Origin of the sequence: Pseudocitrobacter sp. RIT415, from assembly GCF_003057695.2 — a bacterium.
Classification (GTDB): Bacteria; Pseudomonadota; Gammaproteobacteria; order Enterobacterales; family Enterobacteriaceae; genus Pseudocitrobacter; species Pseudocitrobacter faecalis.
The window spans coordinates 1-14619 of record NZ_QBJC02000013.1 but is presented as its reverse complement, the minus strand read 5'-3'; the positions used below and the strand labels follow the sequence as shown (position 1 = coordinate 14619).

General features: G+C 56.6%; 12 protein-coding genes and 2 pseudogenes. 12 read left to right on the top strand and 2 right to left on the bottom strand.

Annotated elements, in window-relative coordinates:
* Positions 1 to 13 precede the first annotated feature (13 nt).
* A complete protein-coding gene (gene msrB / locus DBY68_RS13855; protein ID WP_015964795.1) occupies positions 14 to 427 on the top strand; it encodes a peptide-methionine (R)-S-oxide reductase MsrB in 414 nt (137 codons plus the stop codon).
* A 43-nt stretch (positions 428 to 470) separates the two neighbouring features.
* Positions 471 to 749 (top strand): YeaC family protein, encoded by a 279-nt coding sequence (locus DBY68_RS13850; RefSeq protein ID WP_015964794.1) that lies wholly within the window; start codon positions 471 to 473, stop codon positions 747 to 749.
* A gap of 6 nt (positions 750 to 755) precedes the next feature.
* On the opposite strand, the gene DBY68_RS13845 is transcribed toward DBY68_RS13850, so the two are convergent.
* Complete coding sequence (locus DBY68_RS13845) at positions 756 to 2678, bottom strand: sigma-54-dependent Fis family transcriptional regulator (RefSeq protein WP_108475680.1); 1923 nt, start codon at positions 2676 to 2678, stop codon at positions 756 to 758.
* A gap of 274 nt (positions 2679 to 2952) precedes the next feature.
* Between DBY68_RS13845 and ssuD the strand changes: the two genes are divergently transcribed.
* The 8 genes from ssuD to DBY68_RS13805 all read left to right on the top strand — a co-directional run bounded on the left by ssuD (position 2953) and on the right by DBY68_RS13805 (position 12275).
* Entirely contained in the window at positions 2953 to 4125 is a 1173-nt protein-coding gene (gene ssuD, locus DBY68_RS13840) for an FMNH2-dependent alkanesulfonate monooxygenase (protein ID WP_108475679.1), read from the top strand.
* A 22-nt stretch (positions 4126 to 4147) separates the two neighbouring features.
* Positions 4148 to 5530 (top strand): FAD-dependent oxidoreductase, encoded by a 1383-nt coding sequence (locus tag DBY68_RS13835; RefSeq protein WP_108475678.1) that lies wholly within the window; start codon positions 4148 to 4150, stop codon positions 5528 to 5530.
* A 70-nt stretch (positions 5531 to 5600) separates the two neighbouring features.
* Positions 5601 to 7007 carry an LLM class flavin-dependent oxidoreductase gene (locus DBY68_RS13830; protein WP_108475677.1) on the top strand — a complete coding sequence of 469 codons (1407 nt, stop codon included), beginning with the start codon at positions 5601 to 5603 and terminating at the stop codon, positions 7005 to 7007.
* Positions 7004 to 8023 carry a methionine ABC transporter ATP-binding protein gene (locus tag DBY68_RS13825; protein WP_108475676.1) on the top strand — a complete coding sequence of 340 codons (1020 nt, stop codon included), beginning with the start codon at positions 7004 to 7006 and terminating at the stop codon, positions 8021 to 8023. Before DBY68_RS13830 ends, DBY68_RS13825 begins: the two co-directional genes overlap by 4 nt.
* Positions 8020 to 8715, top strand: a complete 696-nt coding sequence (locus tag DBY68_RS13820; protein ID WP_108475675.1) for a methionine ABC transporter permease — start codon at positions 8020 to 8022, stop codon at positions 8713 to 8715. The genes DBY68_RS13825 and DBY68_RS13820 overlap by 4 nt, the downstream gene beginning before the upstream one ends.
* Positions 8715 to 9590, top strand: a complete 876-nt coding sequence (locus tag DBY68_RS13815) for a MetQ/NlpA family ABC transporter substrate-binding protein (protein ID WP_108475674.1) — start codon at positions 8715 to 8717, stop codon at positions 9588 to 9590. The genes DBY68_RS13820 and DBY68_RS13815 overlap by 1 nt, the downstream gene beginning before the upstream one ends.
* 47 nt (positions 9591 to 9637) lie before the next feature.
* The gene (locus tag DBY68_RS13810) at positions 9638 to 11053 is read left to right on the top strand and encodes an MFS transporter (protein WP_108475673.1); all 1416 of its coding nucleotides are present in this window, start codon (positions 9638 to 9640) and stop codon (positions 11051 to 11053) included.
* A gap of 10 nt (positions 11054 to 11063) precedes the next feature.
* Positions 11064 to 12275 (top strand): acyl-CoA dehydrogenase family protein, encoded by a 1212-nt coding sequence (locus tag DBY68_RS13805; RefSeq protein WP_108475672.1) that lies wholly within the window; start codon positions 11064 to 11066, stop codon positions 12273 to 12275.
* 36 nt (positions 12276 to 12311) lie between these two features.
* Here DBY68_RS13805 and DBY68_RS13800 read toward each other — a convergent pair.
* Positions 12312 to 13190 (bottom strand): annotated as a pseudogene (locus tag DBY68_RS13800) (LysR substrate-binding domain-containing protein).
* 251 nt (positions 13191 to 13441) lie between these two features.
* Between DBY68_RS13800 and DBY68_RS13795 the strand changes: the two are divergent.
* Positions 13442 to 14044 carry an SDR family oxidoreductase gene (locus tag DBY68_RS13795; protein WP_108475779.1) on the top strand — a complete coding sequence of 201 codons (603 nt, stop codon included), beginning with the start codon at positions 13442 to 13444 and terminating at the stop codon, positions 14042 to 14044.
* Positions 14045 to 14282: 238 nt separating this feature from the next.
* Positions 14283 to 14619 (top strand): annotated as a pseudogene (locus DBY68_RS13790) (STM2901 family protein); the annotation flags it as partial.

Sequence of the window (14619 nt, the reverse complement as noted above, 5' to 3'; positions counted from 1 at the left end):
AGATGTGAGCAAAATGGCGAACAAACCTACCCCCGAAGAACTCAAAAAAAATTTAAGCGAAATGCAGTTCTACGTTACGCAGAATCACGGCACTGAGCCGCCATTCACCGGGCGTTTGCTGCATAATAAGCGTGACGGGATCTACCACTGTTTAGTGTGCGATGCGCCACTTTTCCACTCCGAAAGTAAGTACGATTCCGGATGCGGCTGGCCAAGTTTTTATGAGCCCGTGAGCGACACGGCGATTCGCTATCTCAATGATTACTCCCACGGCATGCAACGTACTGAAATCCGTTGCGGAAATTGCGATGCCCACCTCGGCCATGTCTTCCCCGATGGGCCTCAGCCGACGGGTGAACGTTTTTGCGTTAATTCGGCCTCCCTGAGCTTCACGGATGGCGAGAAAGGTGAGTCAACCAAAGGTTGAAAAAACGATTCAGCAAATTATTCCTTAACAGTCGGAGTCGGACATGAGTATTGAGCAAATTATCGACAATATGACACCGGACGTTTATCAGCGTTTGATGACGGCGGTGGAACTGGGGAAATGGCCGGATGGCGTGGCCCTGACCGCAGAACAAAAAGAGAACTGTCTGCAACTGGTGATGCTCTGGCAGGCGCGCTACAACAGCGACGCCCAGCATATGACCATCGACACCAACGGGCAGATGGTGATGAAAAGTAAGCAGCAGCTGAAAGAGGATTTCGGCATCTCACCGAAGCCTATCGCCACCTTTAAGCAGCACTGAGTGTTATCAGGCCGCAATCCACGGTTCGGCCTGTTCCACTTTCGCATTCCAGATGGCATCACGTACCGACACGGGCTTGCTCAGCAGGCCCAGCGCGTAGAAGCGGTCGGCGATGGTTTGTTGTGCGCGAATCACTTTCAGATCCATTTCCCGCGTCTGATGACTGCGACGGGCCAGCGCACACTCCAGCGAGGCGATATCGAGCCCCAGCTCGCTGGAAAGCAGTTGTGCCGCGTCATGACGCTGCCTGTCGATAAACTTGCCGGTTCTGCCGAGCGCATCCACCACCTGCGCAATGATGTCAATGTTGTGCTGCGCGTACTGGCGGCCGGCGATGTAAAACTGATGGTTGTTTACGCGTCCCTCGCCGGTGGCGACAATCCGTAGCTGACCGCTTTTTTCCGCATCACTGAGCACCGGATCCCACATCATCCACGCATCGGCGGCCAGATAGTCGCTGGGCGTCAGCGGATACTTGGGCGGCGCGTACACCACTTTTACATCCTCAAGGCGTAAACCTGCTTCTTCCAGAATCTGCACCAGCAGCCAGTGCACATTGGAACCTTTATTCAATGCAATACGCTTACCCCGTAGCTGATGAATGTGCTGAATGTCGCTGTCATTCGGCACCACCATAGCGACGCTGCGCGGGGCGGGGGGCTCCCAGGCGACATAAAGCAGCGTGTTTTCACGTGATTGGGCAAAGACCGGCGGTGCTTCGCCCGTGGTGCCAAAATCGATATCGTTGTTACTCAGCGCCTGCAACATTTGCGGGCCTGCCGGGAATTCACTCCACAACACGTTCACGCCGCGCCCGGCAAATTCGCGCTCCAGCGTCTGACGCGCCTTCAGCACGCCAAGGTTCCCGAAACGTTGATAACCAATACGCAGCTCACGCTCGCGAGGGGCAGGTGAGGCGGTGCTCATCAGTACCGCCTCCGGTTTACGGCGGCTTTTTATCACCCCGAGATGCGCCAGTTGAGTGCGCAACGAGTGGCGGCTGATGCCCAGCAGTGCGGCGGCCTGGCTCTGATTATTGTCGCTTTGGGTCATCGCCGTATGAATCATCGCGTTCATCACCCGATCGTACAGCTGCCCGCCGTGCAGGGTTAATTGCTGGCGCATAAACGCCGCCAATGCATCTTCTTCTTGCTCATCGATCCTGGCTGGCGCGGAAGTAAAGCGCAGTTGCGCAGGCGTTATAACTTCCTCCTGGCTAAGCAATACGGCCGTATGCAGCATATTCTCCAGCTCACGAACGTTGCCAGGCCATGAATACTCCATCATCGCGCTCAGGGTTTCCGGGGCTAAACGGCGTGAGGGTTTGCCTAAGCGTTTTGCATAAAGCTGTAAAAAATGCTCCGCCAGCAGCGGGATATCCTGGCGGCGCTGGCGCAGTGCCGGAAGATTAACCGCGGCAATGTTGAGGCGGTAAAAGAGGTCTTCCCGGAACCGTCGCTCACGAATGGCCTGTTCAAGGTCAACATGGGTGGCCGCAATGACCCGCACGTTTACCTTGATGGGCTTGCGTGAGCCCACGCGGGTGATTTCGCGCTCCTGTAACACGCGCAACAGTTTGACCTGCAACGCCAGGCTCAGCTCGCCAATTTCATCGAGCAGCAGCGTGCCGCCTTCTGCGGCCTCAAACCAGCCTGGCTGCGCCTGCATCGCACCGGTAAATGCCCCTTTCTCATGACCGAACAGTTCCGCTTCTGCCAGCGACTCGGTTAATGCACCGCAGTTCACCGCCAGAAAGGGCGCGTGGCTACGTGGGCTATGGTGATGGAGATATCGGGCGACCACCTCTTTGCCGCTTCCGGTTTCACCAATGATCAGCACGGTGGCATCGGTTGGGGCAAAGCGGTCAAGCAGGCTTTGAAAGGCTTTGGAAGCCGGGTCAATCAGCACAGGGGTTGAGGCGTTCAGCATAATTTTGGCTCCGCATGATTCATATGCCGAACTTATCTTTTACCGGGGCAATACACCAGAGGGGGGAAGGCCCGGTTTGTTGCATTTGCAGCAGGGAATGGTCGGACGGTGTTGCATTTGCAACGAGATGCCGATCTCGCCATATCTGTTAACTTCATGATATTTAATGTTTTAATTATTGTTAAATTCTGGCACGAATTTCGCTAACACCGTTATAACCATCTTGAAGAAACGCTTCGATAAATAGTGAATATAGTTATAAAGGAAAGAGATAATGACAGCGAAATCCGATAATAACCTGAATGTCTTCTGGTTCCTGCCAACCCACGGTGATGGTCGCTATCTGGGCACTACCCAGGGCGGGCGTCCGGTTGATTTGCCTTATCTGCAACAGGTGGCAGTGGCCGCCGATAGCCTGGGCTATTACGGTGTGCTGATCCCAACCGGTAAAAGCTGCGAAGACTCCTGGCTGGTCGCTGCCGCGCTGGCCCCGCAGACGCGTAATCTGCGTTATCTGGTAGCGGTGCGTCCTGGGCTTCAGCCGCCTACGCTTGCGGCACGCATGGCGGCGACGCTGGATCGCCTGTCAGAAGGCCGTTTGCTGATTAACGTGGTCACCGGCGGCGATCCGGTAGAAAACAAAGGCGACGGGATTTTCCTGAATCATACTGAACGTTATGAAGTCACAGATGAATTTCTCAACGTTTATCGCCGCCTGTTGGCGGGTGAAAAGGTCGATTACGAAGGCAAGCACATTAAAGTGGAAGGCGCGGAAGTGCTGTTCCCGCCGGTACAGGAAAATGGCCCGCCGCTGTACTTTGGTGGTTCATCCGATGCGGCGATTGACGTCGCGGGCGATCATATCGACGCTTATCTCACCTGGGGCGAACCGCCTGCGCAGGTGGCGGAGAAGCTGGAAGTGGTGAAAGCGCGGGCGAAAGCAAAAGGACGCGAGCTGCAATACGGCATCCGTCTGCACGTGATCGTGCGCGAAACGGAAGAAGAGGCATGGGCTGCCGCCGACAAACTGATTGCGCACCTGGATGATGACACCATCGCGCAGGCCCAGCAGATCTTCTCGCGCATGGATTCCACCGGCCAGGCGCGGATGAGCGCGTTACACAAAGGCAATCGCGACAATCTGGTTATCTCGCCCAATCTGTGGGCCGGCGTTGGTCTGGTACGCGGCGGGGCTGGCACTGCGCTGGTAGGCAATCCGCAGCAGGTGGCAGAACGCATTCGTGAGTACCAGGCTTTAGGGATAACGAACTTTATTTTCTCCGGCTACCCGCATCTCGAAGAGGCACATCGCTTCGCCGAGTTGGTCATGCCGCTGCTGCCGCTGAGTACGCGTCCGCGTAGCCAGTCCGGCAACGTGAATACCGGCCCATTTGGCGAAACCATCGGCGGTGCGGCGCGTCCGACTAAACAGGTCAGCGCCAGTTAAACAAGGTTTGGGGAGACGAGCGATGAGTGAACCTCATATTGTGATTATTGGCGGAGGCTTCAGCGGGGCGGCGGTGGCAATTCACCTGCTGCGCGAAGCGCAAGCGCCTGTGCGTATCACTCTCATTGAGCCCAGGGAGCAACCGGGGCTGGGCGTGGCATACTCCGCCGCTGACCCGGCGCATCGCATCAATGTTCCGGCGTCGAGGATGCAACTTTCCGGTGAAGAAGAGGGCGCGTTTGACCGTTGGTATCGCCAGCAGACGAGTTTTCTGCGCGATGCTGATGCCCGTCGCCCCGATGGCAGCGTCTACCCGCAGCGCGGCGAGTTTGGCCGCTATGTCGCCCAGGCGTTTGTTACGGAGGCGCAAAAGCAGCCCGGGCGCGTGGTGCACCTGCGTGATACGGCCGTGGCCTGGCAGGATAATCAGGTGATCACCGCACAGGGCCGTAAGATCACTGCCGATCGCGTAGTGCTGGCGGTCAGCCATCCACCGCCGGACTTGCCAAAAGAAGTGCGGGCGATTGCCGAACATCCGCGCCTGGTCGCCAACCCGTGGGTTACCGGGGCGCTGGAAAACATCCCGCCTGAAGCGAATGTGGCGATTGTCGGTACTGCACTGAGCATGGCGGATGTCGTCGCATCGCTGACCCGCTTAGGTCATCGCGGCAAACTGCTGGCGTTCTCACGTCACGGCTTGCTGTCGCGGCCTAACGCGGCGGCCGGGCTGCCAAAATGGCAGGCGGAGTATGCGCACGGTTCTCTGCGCCAGCGCCTGCGGCAGATTCGCCAGGATATTGCTCGTGCCGCTGAAAACGGCCTGCCGTGGCAGGTGGTGCTTGATGAAGTCCGCAGTCAGGGGCAGTCAATCTGGCAACAGTTAAGCGAACGCGAACAGCGCCAGTTCCTGCGTCATCTGCGCCGCTTCTGGGATGTGCATCGTTACCGCATTGCGCCACAGGTTGCCGATGCCATTACCGCGAAACAGCAGGCGGGCTTGCTCACTGTGCTGGCGGCCAGGCTGAAAACGGTGACGGCGAAGGAGAATCATCTGCGTGTGCAACTGGCTGTCCGCAATGATGAGCAGCAGGATCTTTCCGTCGATTATCTGATTTTAACCACCGGCCCCGCGCACGCTTCGCTCACTGAAAGCCAGCCCTTTTTACGTGATTTGCGCCGGGCTGGCGTGATTCGCCCCGATGCGCTGGGGCTTGGGATCGACGTCGATATCCATTCGCAAACGCTGGATGCGCAGGGTAAACCTTCAACGATATTCCTGGTTTCCGGGCCTGCCGCCCGTGGCCGCTTTGGTGAACTGATGGGCCTGCCGCAGGTGGCGGATCATGCTCAGGCCGTCGCGCGCGAAGTCCTGCTGACGCTGTCAGCACGATGTCCCATCATCTAAAAAATTCCCCCTTTAAAAAACGATGAAAAGAGATAGCGCCAGGTTTCCCCTGGCGCGACAGGAGAGTGCTATGCCATCGCAACGTGAAATTCGTCTTAATGCTTTTGATATGAACTGTGTCGGCCATCAGTCGCCGGGGCTGTGGGCGCATCCGCGCGATCGTTCCTGGCAGTATAAAGATCTGGATTACTGGGTCGATCTGGCGCGTTTACTGGAGCGCGGTAAGTTTGACGGGCTGTTTATCGCCGATGTGCTGGGCGTTTATGACGTCCTGAACGGTAACGGTGAGGCGGCGATTCGCCAGGCTGCACAGGTGCCGGTGAACGATCCGCTGGCGCTGATTACCCCGATGGCGCTGGTGACCGAACATCTTGGTTTTGGTCTGACCGCGTCGCTGTCGTTTGAGCATCCATACCCATTCGCCCGCCGTCTTTCGACCCTTGACCATCTGACTAAAGGCCGCGTGGGCTGGAATATCGTCACCTCTTACCTGGAAAGCGGGGCGCGGAATATCGGACATAAAGCGCAAACGGATCACGACGCACGCTACGACTACGCCGATGAGTATCTTGACGTGGTGTACAAACTGCTGGAGGGCAGTTGGGAAGAGGGCGCGATCCTGCGTGACCGCGAGCGCCGCATCTTTAGCGATCCGAGCAAAATTCACAATATTAACCACCACGGCAAATTCTTTGACGTACCGGGTTTTCACCTTTGCGAGCCTTCGCCACAGCGCACGCCGGTGCTGTATCAGGCGGGAGCCTCCAGCCGGGGTAAACAGTTTGCCGCCAGCCACGCGGAATGCGTGTTCGTGGCCGCGCCCTCCAAAGCGTTGCTCAAAAAAACCGTGGCTGATATTCGTCGCCGCGCCGCTGAAGCCGGGCGCGACCCGCACAGCATCCTGATTTTCAACATGCAAACGGTCATCGTCGGCGAAACGGACAAAGCCGCGCAGGCGAAATGGAATGAGTACAAATCTTACGTCAGTTATGAAGGCGCGCTGGCGCTGATCTCCGGCTGGACAGGAATCGACTTCGGCCAGTTTAAACCGGACCAAATCTTCACTTACTCGCAGACTAACGCCATTCAGTCAGTGGTTGAGGCGTTCTCAACTGCTGACCCCAACCGTCAATGGACGGTGGAGGCGATGGCGGAGTGGGTTGGCATTGGCGGCTTCGGCCCGTTAATCGTCGGTAGCGCGCAAACCGTCGCCGATGAACTGCAATCGTGGGTGGAAGAGACCGACGTGGACGGCTTCAACCTCGCCTATGCCGTGACTCACGAAACCTTTACCGATGTGGTGGAACTGTTGATCCCGGAACTGCAAAAGCGCGGTGTCTTCAAGAAAGAGTATCGCCCCGGCACTCTTCGCGAAAAACTGTTCGCCGGGGATGCCCGTTTGCAGGCGCCACACCCTGGCGCGAGCTATCGCATTCACGCGGGACAGGCCGTAGAGGCAGGAGAAAAAGTCGCATGATTGAAATCGAAAATCTTTCAAAGAGTTACCGTAGCGCAAGCGGCAACGTGACGCCGGTTTTGAAAGGGATTTCGTTGCAGGTTCAGGCGGGCTCGATCACGGCAGTGGTCGGCCCGAGCGGGGCGGGGAAATCGACGCTGGCGAAGTGCATCAGCCTGCTGGAGCGCCCGGATAGCGGCAGCATCAGGGTTAACGGTAACGATCTCTCGCTGCTCTCAGGTGTTGCCCTGCGCCGTGAACGACGCGCGATTGGTACTGTTTTCCAGTCCTCGGCGTTGCTCGGGCGGAAAACGGCGTGGCAGAACATTGCCCTGCCGCTGGAATACCTTGGCGTGGTCGATAGGGACATTCATGCCCGTGTGGGTGAACTGCTTGAAAGCGTCGGGCTGAGTCACAAAGCGCAGGCTTATCCGGCGCAGCTTTCCGGCGGCCAGCGTCAGCGTATCGGCATTGCCCGTGCGCTGGCGCTACGCCCGTCGGTGTTGCTGGCGGACGAAGCCACTTCCGGGTTGGATCCGCAGGCGACTGATTCGGTGCTGAAACTGCTGCGTCAGTTACGCGACGACTATCGACTGGCCATTGTGTTGATTACCCACGAAATGGACGTTGTGCGAACCACGGCGGATGCGGTCGCGGAGATTCGCGAGGGCGAGATTGTGCAGTCAGGGGCGCTGAAAACGCTGCTGGCGCAGCCGGATTCCCACCTCGGTCAGCAACTGATGCCGCTGGCGCCGGCCTCGACGCCATCTGATGTGTTATTACGCGTCAGCTATCGCACGGACGGTAGCGTACGCACGGATTGGATCAGCCAGCTTAGCCAACAGCACGGTCTGCGGGTTGATGTGCTGGGCGGTCATGTTGAGCAAATTAATGGCTTGCTCAGCGGAAGAATGCAGATAGGCATCAGCTTTACCCATGAAAGGGTGTCGATTCCTCGCCTGGTCGCGCAGTTAGCGCATCTCGGCGTAGTCGCGCAGGTTCTGGACGCGCCGCGAGTATTGAGGGAGGCGGTATGAAACCCACCACTGTCAGTCAGGATACGCCGTGGAGCGAGATTCACACGCTGCTACTTCCCGCCCTGGGTGAAACGGCGCTGATGGTCTCTATTGTGATGCTGTTTGTTGTGACGTTGGGAGGCGTGGGGGGCGTTGTCCTGTTCAATACCTCTGCGCGTGGGTTGTTTCCACGTCCGGCACTGCATCGTGTACTCAACAGCATTGCCAACGTCGGGCGATCGTTGCCGTTTCTGGTGCTGATGGCCGCCATCATTCCGTTCACCTGGTGGCTGACGGGAACCACTATCGGCATTCCCGCGGCGGTGGTGCCGATGATTGTCGCCGGGATCCCGTTCTTCGCGCGACTGGTGGAGAACGCGTTGCGCGAACTGCCCGCAGATGTGACGGCGGTCGGGCTGGTTTGCGGCGGCTCCGCCTGGCAAATCATTACCAAAGCGCAACTGAGCGAAGCGCTGCCTGCGCTGGTGGCGGCGGTGACACTTAACATCATCTCGATGATTGAGTATTCAGCGATCGCGGGCACCATCGGGGCAGGGGGAATCGGTTATCTCGCGGTGGTGTACGGCTATCAGCGTTTCGACAACCACATCATGATTGCCACCATTGTGGTGCTGATTGTGGCTATTCAGCTTATCCAGTTTTTGGGCGACCGCCTGGTTACCCGGCTTCGACACACACAGGGGAGCATTTGATGACGACAGAACAGTTTGAACTGCGTAAAGCCCGGCGCTGGCCGTGGCTGGCGGCGCTGGCAATTTTACTCATTGCGATTGCCGCGTTCGCCTGGTGGCGCGCACAAGGGCCCGCGCAGGTGGTCTTTGGCACCACGCTGAAAATTCATTATGAACCGGCGATGGCGGGCGAACAGCGCATCATTGAATACATCGGTGAGCATATCGCGCCAGACTATGGATTGACGCTGGAAGCCGTAGGCGTGCAGGACCCGGTGCAGGCGGATCGCGCAGTAGCGGAGGGCACCTATGCGGGCACCATTTATCAACATCAGTGGTGGCTCAAGCAGGTTGTCGATGCCAATGGTTTTGCGCTGAGCACCACCGTGCCGGTTTTCCAGTGGGCGTTTGGGATTTACTCCGACCGTTATCCGTCTATCGATAAGCTGCCGAAAGGCGCAACGATTGTGGTACCGGACGACGGCGCAAATCAGGGGCAGGCCCTGTGGCTATTGGCGCGTATCGGGCTGATTAAACTCGACCCGGCGGTTGAACCACGGACTGCGAAACTAAAAAACATCGTTGAAAACCCACATCAGTATCAGTTTAAAGAACTGGACTTGCTGACCATGCCGCGTGCGCTGAACTCGGTGGATGCAGCGATTGGCTATGTCTCGCAGTTTGATGCCGGGAAAATTCCACGCGAGAAGGGCATCCTTTTCCCGCCCGCGCCACGAACCTTTGCATCGCAACTGGTGATAGGTACGCCGTATCTCAACCAGGAGAATATTCAAAAACTGAAACAGGCATTTGCTGACCCCCGGATCCAAACCTGGCTTAAGACCACGGACGATCCGTTAGTCAAAGGTGTGCTGGTGCCCGTTTCCGCAGAATAACCATTCTTAGCCGGTCAGCCGACCGGCCTTTAAGGCAAGGTAAAACTATGAGTTCAATCCCGGTAGAAAATGCGGGCGGGGTTTCTGTACCCGTCGGTTCGGTGAGTGATGTCGCGAAGCTGATTAACAACCATGGCGAACAGGCAAAATATGCACGCATGATTGTCTTTTTAGCGCTTGGCGGCGTCTTTCTGGATGCTTACGATCTCACTACGCTCTCGTACGGTATCGATGATGTCGTAAAGGCGTTTCAGCTAACGCCACTGCTCACCGGGCTGGTGACGTCGTCAATTATGGTCGGCACCATTTTCGGCAATCTTATTGGCGGCTGGCTGACCGACAAATATGGCCGCTATTCGGTCTTTATGGCGGATATGCTGTTCTTTGTGGTGTCGGCGATTGCCGCCGGACTGGCGCCGAATGTGTGGGTGTTGATCGGCGCGCGTTTCCTGATGGGGATCGGCGTTGGGATCGATCTTCCGGTGGCAATGTCCTATCTCGCTGAATTTTCGAAATTCGCCGGGAAGGGCAACAAAGCCGCGCGCCTCGCTGCCTGGTGCCCGATGTGGTACGCGGCATCTACTGTCTGTTTTTTAATTATCTTCGCGCTGTACTTCCTGTTACCCACACAGCATCTCGACTGGCTCTGGCGAGCGTCGCTGTTGTTCGGCGCGGTGCCTGCCCTGTTGATTATTGCCGTGCGCAGCAAGTTTATGAACGAGTCGCCCCTGTGGGCGGCTAATCAGGGCGATTTGCAGGGCGCGGCGCGTATTCTGCGCGAATCTTATGGTATCGCCGCCCATGAAGCACCGGACGTAAATGTCGAGCCGCCGCCGAAAGTGAGCTACCGCGTACTGTTTGAGAAACCGTATCGCGAGCGCACGATTGTGTCCGGGGTGATGAATATCTGTATCGCGTTTGAATACACCGCGATTGCCTTCTTCCTCCCAACCATTCTGGCGCAGTTCCTCGGCGCGGGCGTGTTTGAAACCATTGCTGCCTCGCTTGGGCTGAACGCACTGTTCGCGTTTACCGGCGGCCTGCTCGGGATGCATCTGGCGTGGAAATATCCCTCCCGACACGTGGCGATTGCCGGGTTCGCCCTGCAATTTGTCGCGCTGATTGTGTTGGCGCTGGTGGGGCAACCGCACGCGGCGCTGGGCGTAGCGATTGCGGTAGGAATGCTCGGCCTGTGGCTGTTTGCCGAAGGTTTTGGCCCCGGTGCGCAACTGATGATTTACCCGGCGCTCTCTTACCCGACGCATATTCGTGCGACGGGCGTCGGTTTCAGCCGCGCACTGTCCGGCATAGGCAGCGCGCTGGCGCTGTTTATTCTGCCGCTGTTGCAGGCCTCACTCGGAACCAACATGTTCTGGGTGGTGTCGCTTGCCGCCCTGATCCCCATTTTCTTCCTGCTGGCGGTGCGCCATGAGCCTACACGCCACGATATTGACGACCAATAAGGAGCCTATGATGACCTTACTCTCAACCGGAACCGATTATGAGGCGCTGGCGACGCGTTTCCGCCCGATATTTGAGCGCATTGCCACCGAGACGGTCGCGCGGGAACTTAACCGTACGCTGCCGTACGAACCGATTCGCTGGCTGAAGGAAGCCGGTTTCGGCACGGTGCGCATCCCGCAGGGAAAGGGCGGTTTTGGCGCATCGCTGCCGCAGCTTTTCGCGCTGTTTAGCGAACTGGCGCAGGCGGATTCAAATCTTCCGCAGGCGCTGCGCGGGCACTTTGCTTTTGTTGAAGACCAGCTCAACCGCCCCGAAAGCGAACTGCGCGATCGCTGGTTCCGCCGTTTTCTGGATGGCGACATTGTCGGCAATGGCTGGACGGAAACTGGCGAAGTTAAACTGGGTGACGTCATCACCAAAGTCACGCCGACAGAGAACGGCTGGCGGCTGACGGGGGAGAAGTTCTACAGCACCGGCACGCTATTTGCCGACTGGATAGACGTCTTCGGGCGGCGCAGCGATACCGGTGGCGACATCATCGCGCTGGTCAGCACGCATCAACCGGAAGTTGAGCGCGACGATGACTGGGATGGTTTTGGCCAGCGCCTGACGGGCAGCGGCACCACCCGTTTTCGCGATGCGTTTGTTGAACAGGAACACGTGACGGATTTTGCCGAGCGATTCCGCTATCAGACGGCGTTCTATCAACACGTCCTGCTCGCCACGCTAGCCGGTGTTGGTCGGGCTATTGAACGCGATGCCGCAGAGGGGGTGAAAAATCGCCGTCGTGTCTATAGCCACGGCAACGCGCCCGCCGCCCGCGATGACGCGCAGGTGTTGCAGGTGGTCGGGCAAATCAGCAGTTGGGTCTATGCGGTAGAGGCTACGGTCGAACGCGCTGCACAGGCGATGCAGGCGGCGTATGAAGTACACGCCGATGCTGATCCGTCAGTGGTCACGCGCGCCAACGAACAGGCGGAAGTGGCATCCGCACAGGCGCAGGTGGTGGTCAGTGAATTAATCCCGCGCGCGGCAACCGAGTTGTTTAACGCACTGGGGGCATCGGACACGCGCACCTCAAAAGCGCTGGATCGCCACTGGCGCAATGCGCGGACACTGGCATCCCATAACCCGGTTATTTACAAGAGCCGCAGCGTTGGCAACTGGCGGGTAAACGGCGTGCCGCCAGTATTTTTATGGCAGATTGGCAACGGAAGTTAAAAGGCGTAGGCCCGGTAAGCGAAGCGCCACCGGGCATTACTGCATGCTAACATCCTGTACCAACCTGTCATGAAACAGCTTCACTCCAGCACGCATCACGGCATTTTCCGGCGTGACAATATAATAAGCCCACGCCAGGGGCCAGCAGCGTTGTGGGTGCAGTTGAACAAACTGGCCTGCGGCAATTAACTGCTCGACCAGCGCGTGGCGCACAATGGCCACGCCGCGCCCGCTCAGTGCGGCAAGTATGACTGCCGACGAGGAGTTGATGTGCAGCCCATTTTCGACGGCATCTGGCGCACCTACAGCCGAAAGCACTGCATCCCGGGAGGGAAAGTTGGCACCGGGATGCGGCGTGTCATCATGAATCAGTCTTTGTGACGCGAGCCACTTTTCACAGGCGATCTTTCCCGGTGGTACCAGCCGCGGGCTGCACACCAGCAAGGCTTCTTCATCCATCAGCCAGGTTTTATGGACACCTTTCCAGTCTCCCCGCCCGCAGCGAATGCCGACATCCGCCTCGCCATGTGCAACATCCATAACTCGCTCGGTAACGTCAAGACGCAGATCAATGGTGTTATGCAGTTCTGAAAAACGATTCAATCGTTCCATAAGCCAGTTCATCACCAGCACCTGCGAGGCGGTGATCACCACAACCGAACGCGCGCGGCGGCCAAGAAGTTTACTGAGGCCCGACTCCAGTTTTTTTTACCCAAGGGTAATATCAGCCAGTGCGTCGCGGGCCTAATCAACCAGCGTCAGTCGTTCTTGACCCGTGCGCGTGCGATGCAGTGGGATGCCCGCCCCACTCTTCAAGCGCACGAACAGTTGTCCGACGGCGGCTGGAGTGACACCCAGCTCGCGAGCCGCGCCGGTGAAACTGCCATGCCGCGTGGTGGCTTCAAAGGCGTGCAGTCATTTCAATCGATTGAGCGAGGGCATTCTCGTCTCCTGAGTCCATATTGCAACTCAGTACACATCACGAGAAAGATTTTCTTTCTTGCAATGAAATTTCTTCTGAATAGTTACGCCCTTAATAGAGTGGCATTCTGGCCTCACTCGATGAGAACACATCAACTCATCACCGAAAAAATTCTTTCTCAGAGGTAAATCATGAACGCATCTTTTGCAGGAAAAAACTGTTAGTGGTCGGGGGTACCAGCGGTATGGGCTTTGAAACGGAAAAACGAATTCTGCAACAGGGTAGCAGCGTGGTGCTCGTGGTAAACCGTCAGGACAAAGCCGAGCAGGCGCGTCAGGCGCTCTCAGCTCTGAGGCCGGTTTCGTTGAACATCGCGAATCTGATGACGGATACGGGGATGAAGCAGGTGATGGACACTATCAACGCAGAACATAAGGACATCAGCCTGCTGGTCAACGCGGCGGGTATCAAAGGCGCTACCGTCAATATTGGTTCGATGTGGGCACAGCAAGCGATTGGAGCCACGATGTCTTCGGCTTACTCGATGGTGAAGGCAGGACTGCATGCGCTGACGAAAAACCTGGCGATTGAGTTGAGTGGTCACGGTATCCGCGTGAATGCCATTTCTCCGGCTGTAGTCCATACGCCGATTTATGAAGGGTTTATTGCGAAAGAAGAGGTGGATGGTGTGATGTCCAGCTTTGACAGTTTTCATCCGATTGGCCGCGTCGGCACGCCGGGGGATGTGCCTGAAACCGTGGCCTTCCTGCTGTCGGATAAAACCGAATGGGTGACTGGTGCTATCTGGGATGTGGATGGTAGGGTGATGGCGGGACGTAATAGCTAATCATTCATGCAACCGTGACGTTGCCAAATGCTTGCCTTGCGCGAGCATTTTCTTTTTGGTGTGTCACCTTTATTAATTCCGAATTATTCTGTAGCGGTATGTGCTTCACATCACCCCTGGTGACATCCATATAAAAATAACAGGTTGAAATTGAATGAATGCAATGTAAATCAATAGATTGTATTTAGTGGTTGAGTTAAGTTTTGGCGTTTTTTTAAATTATAGTAAGGGTATACATATGGATACTACAGAAACAATAAATAACACTTTTTTATGCGGGGCTTCCCAATTTGACACCGCAACAACTTTGGGGGCAATTACTTTGGTTGTTACCAGCGATCATTTAGGTATTTCATTGCTAGATGCATCACTAATTATCTCAGGTCAACCAATTTTAAAGACAAGGGCAAAGCCTGGTACTGCAACTAAAGGAACATCAATTGCTTCTAAATACTTAAGTTATTGGTTAAACTACAAATTATCAAATGGTATAAGACTACCAACACTAACTGGTAAATCTATAGATTCTCTACGTTTATCAAGCACTCGCAATCTAGGGCGGTTTGTTGGACGTA

What these genes read in the sequence shown, in the direction of transcription:
- msrB (WP_015964795.1), top strand. Translation starts at nt 14, where the DNA reads ATGGCGAACAAACCTACCCCCGAAGAACTCAAAAAAAATTTAAGCGAA.
- DBY68_RS13850 (WP_015964794.1), top strand. Translation starts at nt 471, where the DNA reads ATGAGTATTGAGCAAATTATCGACAATATGACACCGGACGTTTATCAG.
- DBY68_RS13845 (WP_108475680.1), bottom strand. Translation starts at nt 2,678, where the DNA reads ATGCTGAACGCCTCAACCCCTGTGCTGATTGACCCGGCTTCCAAAGCC.
- ssuD (WP_108475679.1), top strand. Translation starts at nt 2,953, where the DNA reads ATGACAGCGAAATCCGATAATAACCTGAATGTCTTCTGGTTCCTGCCA.
- DBY68_RS13835 (WP_108475678.1), top strand. Translation starts at nt 4,148, where the DNA reads ATGAGTGAACCTCATATTGTGATTATTGGCGGAGGCTTCAGCGGGGCG.
- DBY68_RS13830 (WP_108475677.1), top strand. Translation starts at nt 5,601, where the DNA reads ATGCCATCGCAACGTGAAATTCGTCTTAATGCTTTTGATATGAACTGT.
- DBY68_RS13825 (WP_108475676.1), top strand. Translation starts at nt 7,004, where the DNA reads ATGATTGAAATCGAAAATCTTTCAAAGAGTTACCGTAGCGCAAGCGGC.
- DBY68_RS13820 (WP_108475675.1), top strand. Translation starts at nt 8,020, where the DNA reads ATGAAACCCACCACTGTCAGTCAGGATACGCCGTGGAGCGAGATTCAC.
- DBY68_RS13815 (WP_108475674.1), top strand. Translation starts at nt 8,715, where the DNA reads ATGACGACAGAACAGTTTGAACTGCGTAAAGCCCGGCGCTGGCCGTGG.
- DBY68_RS13810 (WP_108475673.1), top strand. Translation starts at nt 9,638, where the DNA reads ATGAGTTCAATCCCGGTAGAAAATGCGGGCGGGGTTTCTGTACCCGTC.
- DBY68_RS13805 (WP_108475672.1), top strand. Translation starts at nt 11,064, where the DNA reads ATGACCTTACTCTCAACCGGAACCGATTATGAGGCGCTGGCGACGCGT.
- DBY68_RS13795 (WP_108475779.1), top strand. Translation starts at nt 13,442, where the DNA reads ATGGGCTTTGAAACGGAAAAACGAATTCTGCAACAGGGTAGCAGCGTG.